Here is a 13,006-nt window from a genome sequence, read left to right as displayed (position 1 = left end):
TTGAGTAGTGAACTATTTGATGCCATGGATTATCTGGAAAAGGAAAAAGGCATCGACAAAAATCTATTATTGGAAGCGCTGGAAGCAGCCCTGATCTCTGCGTATAAGAAAAACTTCAATTCCGCAACCAATGTCCGTGTGGATATTAATGAAGAGGAAAGTACGATGAGAGTACTGGCCCGGAAAGAAATCGTAGAAGAAGTGATGGACCCTCAACAGGAAATTTCCCTCGAGGAAGCCAATGGCATTGATCCAAACTACGATGTCGAAGACGTTATTGAAGTAGAGGTTACACCGATGGACTTCGGCCGGATCGCAGCTCAGGCGGCCAAGCAGGTTGTAACACAGCGTGTCCGTGAAGCCGAGCGCGGCATCATATACGGGGAGTACGTTGATCGTGAAGAAGATATCATGACGGGGATCATCCAGAGAAAAGATCCACGTTTTGTTTATGTGAATCTGGGTAAAATTGAAGCGCGCCTTCCTGAAGGTGAGCAGATGCCTTCCGAAACCTATGAAGTTCACGATCGGTTGAAAGTGTTCGTGACGAAGGTGGAAAACAGTAACAAAGGGCCTCATATTTACGTATCCAGAACCCATCCGGGACTTCTGAAGCGTTTGTTTGAAATGGAAGTACCTGAGATTTATGATGGCACTGTGGAAGTCATGAGTGTAGCCCGTGAAGCCGGGGACCGCTCTAAAATCTCTGTATACGCAGAAGATCAGGAAATTGATCCGGTCGGCTCCTGCGTAGGGCAGCGCGGTCAGCGTGTCCAAACCATTGTAAATGAATTAAAAGGTGAAAAGATTGATATTGTTCAGTGGTCAGAAGATCCTGTTGAATATGTGTCCAATGCGCTGAGTCCTTCCAAAGTCGTCGAGGTTCTTGTAGACGAGGAAGATAAGGCGACAACGGTCATCGTTCCTGATTATCAGCTTTCCCTGGCTATCGGAAAACGGGGTCAGAATGCCCGCTTGGCAGCTAAGCTGACGGGTTGGAAAATTGATATCAAGAGCGAAAGTGAAGCACGGGAACAAGGTCTGCTTTCTGAAACACCGGAAGATGAAAGTGATGACTTTGATGAAGATCTATTAGAGGATTAAGGAGGGGGAAGACAATGACCCGTTCCAAGAAACAGCCGCTTCGGAAATGTGTGGTTACACAGGAAATGCTTCCGAAGCAGCAGTTAATCCGAGTCGTCCGCAATAAAGACGGAGAGGTATTTGTGGACGACACTGGAAAGATGAATGGCCGTGGTGCCTATGTAACCAAGAGTCTTGATGTCATTGAGCAGGCAGAAAAACAGCAGCTGCTGAACCGTCATTTGAAGGCTTCTGTAAGCGAGGACGTGTATACGGACCTTAAATCCAAAGTTCAGGCTGACCCGTCATGAGCGGAAGTTACCTGAATTTGATCGGCCTTGCCGTCCGTGCCGGGAAGTGCACGTTTGGGGAAGAGTCCATCGTCAAGGACATCCGCAAGCGGAAAGCCAAGCTGGTTCTGATTGCCAATGATACTGGAAAACAAACAAAGAAAAAGCTGACAGATAAATGCAGCTTTTATCAAGTACCCTGCTACGAGGTGGATGACAGGGAAGTTCTGTCACAGGCCGTCGGGAAAGCAGGAAGAGTCGCGATCGCAGTTCTGGATCAAGGATTTGCGAAAAAGTTGCAATCGCTGCTCGATGAATCTATTCGGGGGTGAAAGATATATGAGTAAAATGCGCGTATACGAATATGCCAAAAAGAATGAACTATCAAGTAAACAAGTGATTGAGAAACTCCAAAGCCTGAACATTGAAGTGAACAATCATATGTCTACATTAGAAGACGGATCGGCTGAAAAACTCGATAAAGCCTTTGGTAAATCTGCCGGCAAGCAGAAACAGGACAACAAGAGTGGAAACTCCAAGCCGAACAACAAAAAGCAGGGGAACCAAAAATCCCGCGGCAATAACCAGAGAAGACAAAAGCCTTCTTCCCAGCAGCAGGCTCCGAAAAAGCCGAAGAAACAGCTGCCTGAGAAAATCACTTTTGTCGGCAGTTTAACTGTCGGTGAACTGGCGGAAAAACTCGGCAAGGATTCTTCTGAAATCATTAAGAAGCTTATGTTCCTTGGCGTTATGGCAACAAAAAACCAGGAACTGGAGCCGGAATCCATTGAGCTGATCTGCGAAGAATTCGGTGTAGAAGTCGAAGAAGAAGTCGTAGTTGATGAAACTGATATCGAGAACATGACTTTCGATGACGAACCGGAACATCTGCGTGAGCGCCCGGCAGTCGTAACAATCATGGGCCACGTTGACCACGGGAAAACGACACTTCTTGACCAGATCCGTAATACGAAGGTAACAGAAGGGGAAGCCGGCGGGATTACCCAGCACATTGGTGCTTATCAGATTGAAGAAAATGATAAGAAGATTACGTTCCTTGATACTCCTGGACACGCCGCTTTCACAAGCATGCGTTCCCGTGGTGCTCAGGTAACGGATATTGCCATCCTCGTAGTTGCAGCTGATGATGGAGTGATGCCGCAGACAAAAGAAGCGATCAGCCACGCCAAGGCAGCAGAAGTACCAATCATTGTTGCTGTCAATAAGATGGACAAAGAAGGTGCCAACCCGGACCGTGTCATGCAGGAGCTTATGGAATATGAGCTTATTTCCGAAGAATACGGCGGGGAAACGATTTTCGTTAAAATGTCCGCTGTTCAGGGAGAAGGAATTGATGAGCTTCTGGAAATGATTGTTCTCGTTTCTGAAATGGAAGAACTAAAAGCCAACCCTGAGCGTCACGCGTACGGAACTGTCATTGAAGCAGAGCTTGATAAAGGGCGCGGACCTGTCGCCACCCTGCTCGTTCAAAATGGTACACTGAACGTCAGCGATTCCGTTGTCGTAGGAAACACATGGGGTCGTGTAAGAGCGATGGTCAACGATATTGGACGCCGCGTCAAGACAGCTGGACCATCCACTCCTGTTGAAATTACCGGATTGAACAATGTGCCGCAGGCTGGAGACCGTTTCCTTGTCTTTGATGACGAGAAGAAAGCCCGCTCCATTGGTGAAGCCCGTGCTCAAAAGCAGCTGGAAGTCAGCCGTGGTTCAAATGCTAAAGTAAGCCTGGACGATTTGTTCAACCAAATTAAGCAGGGCGAAGTGAAGGAAATCAACTTGATCCTTAAAGGAGATGTCCAGGGTTCTGTAGAAGCATTGGCCGGATCTCTTGAGAAGATCGAAGTGGAAGGCGTGAAGGTGAAGATCATCCACACGGGTGTCGGCGCGATCACAGAATCTGACGTGAATCTGGCTTCCGCTTCCAACGGAATCATCATTGGTTTCAATGTACGTCCCGACGGGAATGCTAGAAAAGCAGCAGAATCTGAGGATGTAGAAATCCGTCTTCACAACATCATTTATAAAGTTATGGAAGAGATCGAATCAGCGATGAAAGGGATGCTTGACCCTGAATTCGAAGAGAAAATCATCGGTCAGGTTGAGGTTCGTGAAATCTTCAAAGTATCCAAGATTGGTACCATTGCCGGTTCTTACGTTACTGACGGTAAAGTCACCCGCAACTCCGGCATCCGTGTCATTCGTGACGGCGTCGTTATATATGAAGGTGAAATTGATGCCCTGAAGCGTTATAAAGATGATGCGAAAGAAGTTGCACAGGGGTATGAGTGTGGAATTACCATCAAGAACTTCAATGACCTTAAAATCGGTGACATTATTGAACCTTATGAAATGCAGGAAATTGAGCGCAAATGATAATAAGCGCAGAAGTGGATTGCTTAATCTATGATGCGCAGTCGTTGAAAAATAAGCGTGCCGTATTGAAAAGGATCAAAACGAGACTGCACAATGAATTCAATATCGCTGTCAGTGAGCTTGAGTTTCAAAACCTCTGGCAGCGTACACGTCTCGGACTGGTCACGATTGCCAGTGATAAAACAATAGCTGAGCAGACGATGCAGCAGGCGCTTACTTTCATCGATTCTTTTCCGGAAATTGAACGGACGGAAACACAGATTGAATGGCTGTGATGTTTTGTTTGGAAGAGGTGAATGAACATGAACGATTTACGTGCCAGCCGCGTTGGGGAGCAGATGAAAAAAGAGATGAGTGACATCATCAGCAAGAAAATCAAAGACCCCCGCGTAGGCTTTGTCACGGTTACCGAAGTGAAGGTAACTGGTGACCTGCAGCAGGCAAAAGTATATATTTCCGTATTAGGGGACGACAAACAAAAGCATGATACGCTTGTAGGCCTTGCCAAAGCGAAAGGGTTCATCCGCTCTGAAATCGGGCAGCGGATCCGACTTCGGAAGACCCCTGAAATTATGTTTGAGTTTGACGAAGCTGTTGAAAGAGGAAACCGTATTGAAACGATCCTCCGCGACCTTAACGATACGGAAAGCTGATATAAATCCGTGCTGCTCCAGCACGGATTTATCTTTGATAAAATGAGGATTCAGGAGGTGGACGTATGGATGGAATTCTGCCATTGTGGAAGCCGAAAGGATTTACTTCCCACGATTGTGTAAGTAAGGCCCGCGGCATGCTGAAAACGAGGAAAATTGGACATACGGGGACACTGGATCCGGATGTAGAAGGGGTGCTCCCCCTGTGTGTCGGAAAAGCAACGAAAATCGTTCCTTTTCTGACCGACACAACGAAAGTCTATGAAGCCGTCGTTACCCTTGGGTATGCGACAGACACAGAAGATGCCTCTGGAAAGACTGTAGAAACAGGCAGGCTGAAGCAGCAGCCGGAAGTCCAGGACATTAAAGAGGTCCTCGCTGATTTTACAGGAGAAATCACCCAGACGCCTCCGATGTATTCGGCCGTCAAGGTAGACGGAAAGAAACTGTACGAATATGCACGGGAAGGAAAGACGATTGAACGCCCTTCCAGAAAGGTATACATAAGTGAACTGCATATGACTTCCTATGATGCGTCTCTTGAGGAGGATACTTATTCATTCGGCATCCGCGTCGCCTGCTCAAAGGGCACGTACATCCGTACGCTCTGTGTGGATATCGGAAAAGCGCTCGGCTTTCCGGCTCATATGAAAAGCCTTATTCGCACGGAGACAGGGGATATTCATAAGGAGGACTGCTTCACTTTCGATGCTGTTCAGGAAGCGGCAGATCAAAACCGTGCTGCCGACCTGCTGCTGCCGCTCTCTAAAGGGCTCACTCACCTTCCGTCGATCGATGTAGACGAAGAAACGAGAGAAATGGTGAAGCACGGCCGTGTCCTTGATGCACCTCGTGATTTAACAGCCGACACATTTACGATCCAGCATGAACAGGAAGTTGCGGCTGTTTATCAAAAGCATCCTACAAAGCCGGGATATATCAAGCCGGTGCGGGTATTTTAAAATTTTGTAAAGCGGGTGACTGCAGTGGAGACCTTTTACTTAACTTATCAATCTGCTGATTTTCCGGTTCCCGATCCCAACGTAATGGCCGTCGGTTTTTTTGACGGTGTCCATAAAGGCCATCAAAAGGTTATAGAAACAGCGGTGAACGAAGCTGAACGCACGGGGGTAAGCAGCTCCGTGATGACGTTTGATCCTCATCCTTCTGTCGTACTGGGAAAGGGACGTCCGCATGTTTCCTACATTACACCTGTTCAGGAAAAAGAACGGATCTTAAGCGGTATGGGGGTGGACTATCTGTTCGTTGTAACCTTCGATAAGGAACTGGCAGCCCTTTCTCCGCAGGATTTTGTGGAACATTTCTTTGTATCGCTGCGGGTGACGCACGTGGCAGCCGGATTTGATTTTACATTCGGCCACAAAGGAAAGGGAACGATGAAGGACCTCCCTCATTACGCTAAAGGACGTTTTACCCAGACTACGGTAGCCAAAGTTGAGAAGGATACGGAAAAAGTCAGTTCGACGAGAATTCGGAAACTGTTGGAAACAGGAAACATCACGGCGGTCAACCATCTTCTGGGGAGACCTTTTTCCGTAGAGGGGGAAGTGGACGGGCCGGACAGCAGCCGGAAAATTCGGTTTTTCCCTTCTGACGAGTATCTGTTTCCACCTGCAGGGGTTTACTACAGTAAAATCTTCATTCAAGGGAAACCTTTGTCCGCCGCTGTGACTATTTCGGAGCGCGGAAGCGGCAGGGAACATCATGTGTGCTGGACGGCCGCTTTTCTTGGTGAGCTTCCAATAGAACCAAAGGCAGCGGCGTGTATACAATTTCTGTCCCGGGCTGAAGGGCCGGATGAGGACGGAGAAGAGGATATCCAAAGATTTTTCGGCTTAGAATAAGGGTTTCTCTTGCATTTCGCCTCAAAAAATTGTACTCTTTAATATGGAACCTTCGCTTGGCGGTTCGTAACTCCGACGACCGCTCGGGGAATGGGAATTCTTAAATATTTACAGGAGGTGTAGTCAACATGGCTATCACACAGGAACGTAAACAGGAACTAATCAATGAGTACAAAACTCACGACAACGACACAGGTTCTCCAGAGGTACAGATTGCTGTACTTACTGAGCAGATCACGACATTGAACGAGCACCTGCGCGCTCATAAGCAGGACCACCACTCCCGTCGCGGACTGCTTAAAATGGTAGGTAAGCGTCGTAACCTATTGAACTACCTTCGTAATAAGGACATTACACGTTACCGCGAGTTAATCAAGAGCCTTGGCTTGCGCCGTTAATGAATGGAAAAAGCGGGAGTATTCCCGCTTTTTCTGTATGTTTACATACAGAAGGGTGTAAACTTACAATAGTCCCTTCAGTTGAATTAGAGTTATTGAGAGGAGTTTAGTTCTTTATGGCAGAAGAAAAACAAGTGTTTTCGATTGATGTCGCCGGCCGTACTTTTTCAGTAGAGATTGGAGAACTGGCGAAACAAGCGAATGGCGCAGCACTCATCCATTATGGTGATACAACGGTGCTTTCTACGGCAACAGGTTCTAAAGAGCCGAAAGACCTGCCGTTTTTCCCTTTAACCGTAAATTATGAAGAGCGTTTATATGCCGTTGGTAAAATTCCAGGCGGCTTTATTAAAAGAGAAGGGCGTCCAAGTGATAAGGCAGTTCTTGCCTCCCGCTTGATTGACCGTCCGATTCGTCCGTTATTCCCTGACGGTTACCGAAATGATGTACAGGTGATCAGCTCCGTGATGAGTGTGGATCAGGATTGTTCATCCGAAATGGCCGCTATGCTCGGTTCGTCCATTTCCCTTGGAATTTCAGATATTCCATTTGAAGGCCCGATTGCCGGTGTCATTGTCGGCCGTGTTGACGGTGAATATGTGATCAACCCGACGGTGGACCAGCAGGAGAAAAGTGATATCGACTTGACTGTTGCCGGTACGAAAGATGCCATCAACATGGTCGAAGCGGGAGCACAGGAAGTTTCCGAGGAAGACATGCTCGAAGCCATCATGTTCGGACATGAGGAAATCAAACGTCTTGTAGCCTTCCAGGAAGAGATCGTGGCAGCAGCAGGCCGTGAAAAGATGGAAGTGCAGCTGTTCGATCTTGATGCAGAACTGAAAGCAAAAGTAGAAGAACAGGCGTCAGATGCTCTTGTTGATGCAATTAAAACAGAAGAGAAGAAAGCCCGTGAAGCTGCTATTGATCAGGTGAAATCCGACATTACAGCCCTGTATGAAGAGCAGGAAGCCGATGAAGAAACACTCAAGCAGGTTGGTTCCATTCTGGACGATATGGTGAAGACAGAAGTGCGCCGCCTGATTACAAAGGATAAAATCCGCCCGGATGGCCGCGGCGTCGATGAAATCCGTTCATTGTCCTCACGTGTAGGACTCCTGCCGCGTACGCATGGATCCGGATTGTTCACACGTGGACAGACACAGGCGTTGAGCGTGTGTACACTAGGTGCTCTTGGAGATGTACAGATTCTTGATGGACTTGACCTCGAAGAATCCAAGCGTTTCATGCACCACTATAACTTCCCTAAATTCTCTGTCGGGGAAACAGGCCCGATCCGCGGACCTGGACGTCGTGAAATCGGACACGGGGCTCTTGGTGAACGTGCCTTGGAAGTTGTTATTCCATCAGAAAATGATTTCCCTTACACGATCCGTCTCGTATCTGAAGTGCTGGAATCCAACGGTTCCACCTCCCAGGCGAGTATCTGCGCAAGTACGCTGGCTATGATGGATGCAGGTGTACCGATTAAAGCACCGGTGGCCGGTATCGCTATGGGACTTGTAAAATCCGGAGAAGATTATACAATCCTTACAGATATTCAGGGAATGGAAGATGCTCTTGGAGATATGGACTTTAAAGTAGCTGGTACAGCTAAAGGTGTAACGGCGCTGCAGATGGACATTAAGATCGACGGCCTTTCACGCGAAATTCTTGAGGAAGCACTGGCCCAGGCGAAAAAAGGCCGTATGGAAATTCTTGAGTCTATGCTGGCCACTCTTCCTGAAACTCGTTCTGAGCTTTCTCAGCATGCACCGAAAATCATGACAATGAAAATTAATCCTGATAAAATCCGTGACGTCATTGGACCAAGCGGAAAGCAGATTAACCAGATCATTGATGATACAGGTGTTAAAATCGATATTGAGCAGGATGGTACCGTGTTTATTTCATCCACGGATGCCGGCATGAATGCAGCCGCTCAAAAAATCATTGAAGACATCGTCCGCGAAGTTGAAGTCGGCGAAGTTTACAATGGAAAGGTGAAGCGTATTGAGAAGTTCGGCGCATTTGTTGAATTATTCAAAGGCAAAGAAGGACTCGTGCACATTTCCGAAATGGCTGAAGAGCGCATTGGTAAAGTGGAGGATATCGTATCCATCGGAGACTTTATCAAAGTAAAAGTAAAAGAGATCGACAATCAGGGGCGAATCAATTTGTCCCGTAAAGCTGTTCTGATTGATGAGAAAAAAGAACAGGAATCCAATGTCGAACAATCCTAAACACTAAAGAAAAGAAACTGGCTTGCCAGTCTCTTTTTTTTTTGTCTTTTTTACCAAAAACCGATGGACAAGATGGAGTGACGGCTTTCACTGGTCTAATATCCGGGCCACTCCCATACGATGATAACAGGGGGGATTGTCCATGAAATTCCGAACGGCTGCGGCTTGTATAATTATCCTTTCCTTTATAACGGGTGTGGGACTTGCTGGTCTTACGGTGGAAAAAGACGTACCTGTTTATAAAGAAAGCTCCCTTTACCAGAAAATCGTGAATGAAAAAGACAAACATGAGTTGAAGGCTGAGGATGCTGTTATTGATTCGGTCTGGAAAAAAACGCCGGGGATTTACGGGCGTGAGGTAGATGTTGAGGCTTCATATAAGAAGATGAAAGAAGATGGAACCTATAAAGAAGAACATTTAGTGTATAAAATGACAAGGCCGGATGTGTCCCTTGAAGACCTGCCGCCGGCACCGGTTTACAGGGGGCACCCGGACAAAAAAGCCGTTTCCCTTTTAATCAATGTATCGTGGGGCGAGGAGTATATTCCTGAAATGGTTGATCTGCTTAATAAACACCAGGCGAAAGCGGCCTTTTTTATTGATGGAGCTTTTGCAGATGAGTTTCCTCATTTAATCCAGATGATTGAAGAGGAGGGTCACACCATTGGAAGCCATGGGTATGGCCATAAGGATATGGGGAGGATGTCTAAAGCCGAAGCAGCTGATAACTTAAAACAGGCCGATGATATTCTCTTTGCCTTAACGAAGCAGAAGATTGAATATTTCGCTCCTCCATCCGGCAGCTTTCACATGGAAACCGTGGAGGCGGCAGATGATCTCGGAATGGAAACGATTCTGTGGACCGTTGATACGATCGACTGGCAGAAGCCCTCTAAAGACGTCCTTGTCAACCGGGTGCTGAACAAAGTACATAACGGGGCAACGGTTCTGATGCACCCTACACAGGTGACCGTTGACAGTCTGCCGCAGCTGATTGAAGGGATCCGCAAAAAGGGACTGCAGATCTCTGACCTGCCGAAGATGTTAAGTGAAGAAAGATAGGAGGCCGAGCGGATGAGAATGAAAGCTATGGCAAAGAAAGAAGTCATTGATGTGGAAAATGGAGAAAAACTGGGGGTTTTAGGCCGGGCGGATTTGATCATTGATCCGGATTCCGGTCGGATCATTTCACTGGTCATTTTAAATCACGGCTTAATTGGGATAGGGTCTTCCAACAAGGAATTGACGATCGATTGGGAACAGATTCAAACCATCGGCGAGCATACCATTCTATTGAAAAGGAAATGAAAAGCCTCAGCTTATGCTGCGGCTTTTTTTGTTAGTGGTTGAAATCACTAACTCCACGTTCCGGCATAGGATACAAGGAGATAAGACATTAGAAAAAGGAGACATCCGGGATGCTAACAGGATACCATATAGCAGTTATTGGGGGCGATGCCCGGCAGATTGAGCTTATACGTAAGCTTAATGAATGGGGTGCTGCCGTTTATCTTGCAGGATTCGACCAACTGAATGAAAGTTTCAGGGAAGCTGTCGATCTTGATTTTGATAGTAAGCAGGTGGAACAGCTCGATGCCATCATACTTCCCGTACCTGGCACGGATGGGAATGGAAATATAGAGGGAATCTTCTCCAATCAGTTGATTCAATTGAAGGAAGAATGGTTAAAGAAGACACCTCCTCACTGTCAGATTTTCACCGGAATCGCCAACGAACATTTACATGATCTCGCAGAAAGTTCGAACAGGAAATTGATTCCTCTCATGGACCGGGATGATGTAGCGATCTACAATTCGATTCCTACCGTTGAAGGAACATTGATGCTCGTTATCCAGCATACAGATTTCACCATTCATGGATCGAGGGTGACTGTACTTGGACTCGGACGTGTAGGGATGAGTCTCGCACGGACCTTTCATCATTTAGGTGCAGATGTCAGCGTCGGGGTAAGAACAACGAGCAGTGCAGCCAGGGTCCATGAAATGGGGCTGGTCCCATTTGACATGAACCGTCTGGATGGCAGAGATATGACTTGTGACATCCTGATCAATACAATTCCTTCCCAGGTTGTCACACCCGGGATCATTAAGCAGCTTCCGTCGCATGCTTTAATTTTAGATCTTGCTTCCAAGCCGGGCGGAACGGATTTCCGGTACGCCGATAAACGTGGAATTCGAGCACTGCTGGCTCCGGGACTGCCCGGCATTGTGGCACCGAAAACAGCTGGCCGGATCATTGCTGATGTAGTTTCCAGACTGATCCAGGATCATTCCAGAAAGGAAAATGAAGCATGACAAATTTAAAAGGCAGAGTAATTGGGTTCGGTTTAACCGGTTCCCATTGTACGTATCATGAGGTTTTCCCGGTGATGCAGGAACTGGTGGATATGGGGGCAGTCGTTGTGCCGGTATTGTCCTATACGGTACAGAAAACGGATACGCGTTTCGGAGAAGCCGCCGACCACTTGAAGAAAATTGAAGAAATTACTGGTGAAAAGCCGATCATGACTATTCCGGATGCGGAGCCTCTCGGACCTAAGCGGCCGCTGGACTGTATGGTCATCGCTCCATTAACCGGAAATTCAACAAGTAAGCTGGCCAACGCTTTAACGGACTCCCCGGTTTTGATGGCGGCTAAAGCGACCCTTCGAAACGAAAGCCCAGTGGTGTTAGCTGTTTCTACAAACGATGCGCTGGGATTGAATGGGATTAATGTGATGCGCTTAATGGCTACAAAGAACATCTATTTTGTTCCGCTTGGTCAGGATCACCCTTATAAAAAGCCGAACTCTCTTGTAGCCGATATGACAAAAATCCCGCAAACCATTGAAGCGGCCCTGGAAGGAAAGCAGCTCCAGCCGGTTTTAATAGAAAGATATCCAAATTAATAAAAGTTTCTTTTCAGTGATTCTCCCATTTATGATAAAATAACAAAAATAGTGACATGTTTTACTATTCGTACAATAAATCAGTGAAGAAAGGGTGCCGAAGATGAATGATACAAACCAATACAATGTAGCCGTCGTAGGAGCAACCGGAGCGGTAGGCTTGAAAATGCTCGAAACTCTGGAAGACAGGGATTTTCCCATTGGAGAACTCAAACTCCTTTCTTCCAGCCGGTCAGCCGGACAGAAGTTAACATTTAAAGGCAGAGAATATACCGTGGAGGAAGCTGTACCTGAAAGCTTTGATCATGTGGATATTGCATTATTCTCCGCCGGAGGGTCGGTTTCCAAGAAATTCGCCCCTGAAGCTGTAAACCGAGGCGCCGTCGTGATTGATAATACAAGTGCGTACCGAATGGCTGAAGGTGTACCACTGGTTGTACCGGAAGTGAATGAAGCGGATATCCAAAATCATAAAGGAATCATTGCCAATCCGAACTGTTCGACGATTCAAATGGTTGCTGCACTGGAACCGCTGAGAAAGCAGCTCGGCCTCAGCCGTGTGATCGTTTCCACCTACCAGGCGGTATCCGGTGCGGGGAATGAAGCAGCTGATGAGCTGCGGGAACAGTCCATGGACTTTTTGAATGGCGAAGATTTAAAAGCGGAAATCCTTCCCGTCAAAGGGGATGAGAAGCATTTCCCGATCGCCTTCAACGCCCTGCCGCAAATTGACGTTTTCCAGGAAAACGGATATACCTTTGAAGAAATGAAGATGATCAATGAAACGAAGAAAATCATGCATGCCCCGGATCTATCCGTTGCTGCAACGTGCGTTCGTCTTCCGTTTTTTACTTCCCATGCAGAGAGCGTGTATGTTGAAGTGGAACAGTCCGGTGTGACCGTTCAGAATATTCAGGATCTCCTGGATCAGGCGCCGGGACTGACACTTGAGGATGATCCTTCGACACAAACATATCCGACACCGCTGACGGCAGCCGGTAAGAAAGATGTGTTTGTAGGAAGAGTCCGCAAAGATCTTGACCATGAAAAAGGATTTCATATGTGGGTCGTCTCTGACAACCTTCTGAAGGGTGCCGCATGGAATTCCGTTCAGATAGCAGAGCGTCTCGTTGCTAATCAATGGCTGTAAACTTCTATGGAGTTGAGG

15 protein-coding genes are annotated in these 13,006 nt (G+C 47.1%); all 15 read left to right on the top strand.

The genetic code is table 11. From position 1 onward, the window contains the following. The 15 genes from nusA (at position 1) to asd (ending at position 12,988) form a co-directional block, all read left to right on the top strand. The gene (nusA, locus tag GLV97_RS07695) at positions 1-1,104 is read left to right on the top strand and encodes a transcription termination factor NusA (protein ID WP_160835638.1); all 1,104 of its coding nucleotides are present in this window, start codon (positions 1-3) and stop codon (positions 1,102-1,104) included. 14 nt (positions 1,105-1,118) lie between these two features. After that, the gene (rnpM, locus tag GLV97_RS07690) at positions 1,119-1,394 is read left to right on the top strand and encodes an RNase P modulator RnpM (RefSeq protein WP_160840276.1); all 276 of its coding nucleotides are present in this window, start codon (positions 1,119-1,121) and stop codon (positions 1,392-1,394) included. Further along, positions 1,391-1,705 (top strand): YlxQ family RNA-binding protein, encoded by a 315-nt coding sequence (locus tag GLV97_RS07685; protein ID WP_027954245.1) that lies wholly within the window; start codon positions 1,391-1,393, stop codon positions 1,703-1,705. The genes rnpM and GLV97_RS07685 overlap by 4 nt, the downstream gene beginning before the upstream one ends. Positions 1,706-1,712: 7 nt before the next feature. After that, positions 1,713-3,770 (top strand): translation initiation factor IF-2, encoded by a 2,058-nt coding sequence (gene infB / locus GLV97_RS07680; RefSeq protein WP_160889438.1) that lies wholly within the window; start codon positions 1,713-1,715, stop codon positions 3,768-3,770. After that, positions 3,767-4,045, top strand: coding sequence for a DUF503 domain-containing protein (locus GLV97_RS07675; RefSeq protein WP_160835642.1), 279 nt, complete (start codon positions 3,767-3,769; stop codon positions 4,043-4,045). Before infB ends, GLV97_RS07675 begins: the two co-directional genes overlap by 4 nt. Positions 4,046-4,072: 27 nt before the next feature. Beyond that, a complete protein-coding gene (gene rbfA / locus GLV97_RS07670) occupies positions 4,073-4,423 on the top strand; it encodes a 30S ribosome-binding factor RbfA (protein WP_160835643.1) in 351 nt (116 codons plus the stop codon). A 65-nt stretch (positions 4,424-4,488) separates the two neighbouring features. Next, positions 4,489-5,385, top strand: a complete 897-nt coding sequence (truB, locus tag GLV97_RS07665; protein WP_160889437.1) for a tRNA pseudouridine(55) synthase TruB — start codon at positions 4,489-4,491, stop codon at positions 5,383-5,385. A 24-nt stretch (positions 5,386-5,409) separates the two neighbouring features. Then, the gene (locus GLV97_RS07660) at positions 5,410-6,288 is read left to right on the top strand and encodes an adenylyltransferase/cytidyltransferase family protein (protein WP_160889436.1); all 879 of its coding nucleotides are present in this window, start codon (positions 5,410-5,412) and stop codon (positions 6,286-6,288) included. A 128-nt stretch (positions 6,289-6,416) separates the two neighbouring features. Then, a complete protein-coding gene (rpsO, locus tag GLV97_RS07655; RefSeq protein ID WP_128522718.1) occupies positions 6,417-6,686 on the top strand; it encodes a 30S ribosomal protein S15 in 270 nt (89 codons plus the stop codon). A 116-nt stretch (positions 6,687-6,802) separates the two neighbouring features. Beyond that, positions 6,803-8,929 (top strand): polyribonucleotide nucleotidyltransferase, encoded by a 2,127-nt coding sequence (pnp, locus tag GLV97_RS07650; RefSeq protein ID WP_160835646.1) that lies wholly within the window; start codon positions 6,803-6,805, stop codon positions 8,927-8,929. Positions 8,930-9,071: 142 nt separating this feature from the next. Beyond that, entirely contained in the window at positions 9,072-9,992 is a 921-nt protein-coding gene (locus GLV97_RS07645; protein ID WP_160889435.1) for a polysaccharide deacetylase family protein, read from the top strand. 12 nt (positions 9,993-10,004) lie between these two features. After that, positions 10,005-10,238 (top strand): YlmC/YmxH family sporulation protein, encoded by a 234-nt coding sequence (locus GLV97_RS07640; protein WP_160835648.1) that lies wholly within the window; start codon positions 10,005-10,007, stop codon positions 10,236-10,238. Between the two features lie 110 nt (positions 10,239-10,348). Further along, positions 10,349-11,245: a dipicolinic acid synthetase subunit A gene (gene dpaA, locus GLV97_RS07635; protein WP_160889434.1), complete on the top strand. Its 897-nt coding sequence runs from the start codon at positions 10,349-10,351 to the stop codon at positions 11,243-11,245. Next, positions 11,242-11,838 carry a dipicolinate synthase subunit B gene (locus tag GLV97_RS07630; protein ID WP_160835650.1) on the top strand — a complete coding sequence of 199 codons (597 nt, stop codon included), beginning with the start codon at positions 11,242-11,244 and terminating at the stop codon, positions 11,836-11,838. The genes dpaA and GLV97_RS07630 overlap by 4 nt, the downstream gene beginning before the upstream one ends. Before the next feature lie 103 nt (positions 11,839-11,941). Beyond that, entirely contained in the window at positions 11,942-12,988 is a 1,047-nt protein-coding gene (gene asd, locus GLV97_RS07625; protein WP_160835651.1) for an aspartate-semialdehyde dehydrogenase, read from the top strand. Positions 12,989-13,006 lie beyond the last annotated feature (18 nt).

The organism is Halobacillus litoralis (assembly GCF_009856355.1).
Lineage (GTDB): Bacteria > Bacillota > Bacilli > Bacillales > Halobacillaceae > Halobacillus > Halobacillus litoralis_B.
This window is presented reverse-complemented; position numbering and strand designations above follow the sequence as displayed.

Bases quoted from the DNA above. Each gene is read 5' to 3' on its own strand.
- GLV97_RS07645 (WP_160889435.1), top strand. From the start codon at position 9,072: ATGAAATTCCGAACGGCTGCGGCTTGTATAATTATCCTTTCCTTTATA.
- GLV97_RS07630 (WP_160835650.1), top strand. From the start codon at position 11,242: ATGACAAATTTAAAAGGCAGAGTAATTGGGTTCGGTTTAACCGGTTCC.
- GLV97_RS07685 (WP_027954245.1), top strand. From the start codon at position 1,391: ATGAGCGGAAGTTACCTGAATTTGATCGGCCTTGCCGTCCGTGCCGGG.
- truB (WP_160889437.1), top strand. From the start codon at position 4,489: ATGGATGGAATTCTGCCATTGTGGAAGCCGAAAGGATTTACTTCCCAC.
- rnpM (WP_160840276.1), top strand. From the start codon at position 1,119: ATGACCCGTTCCAAGAAACAGCCGCTTCGGAAATGTGTGGTTACACAG.
- dpaA (WP_160889434.1), top strand. From the start codon at position 10,349: ATGCTAACAGGATACCATATAGCAGTTATTGGGGGCGATGCCCGGCAG.
- rbfA (WP_160835643.1), top strand. From the start codon at position 4,073: ATGAACGATTTACGTGCCAGCCGCGTTGGGGAGCAGATGAAAAAAGAG.
- infB (WP_160889438.1), top strand. From the start codon at position 1,713: ATGAGTAAAATGCGCGTATACGAATATGCCAAAAAGAATGAACTATCA.
- rpsO (WP_128522718.1), top strand. From the start codon at position 6,417: ATGGCTATCACACAGGAACGTAAACAGGAACTAATCAATGAGTACAAA.
- GLV97_RS07675 (WP_160835642.1), top strand. From the start codon at position 3,767: ATGATAATAAGCGCAGAAGTGGATTGCTTAATCTATGATGCGCAGTCG.
- GLV97_RS07640 (WP_160835648.1), top strand. From the start codon at position 10,005: ATGAGAATGAAAGCTATGGCAAAGAAAGAAGTCATTGATGTGGAAAAT.
- pnp (WP_160835646.1), top strand. From the start codon at position 6,803: ATGGCAGAAGAAAAACAAGTGTTTTCGATTGATGTCGCCGGCCGTACT.
- asd (WP_160835651.1), top strand. From the start codon at position 11,942: ATGAATGATACAAACCAATACAATGTAGCCGTCGTAGGAGCAACCGGA.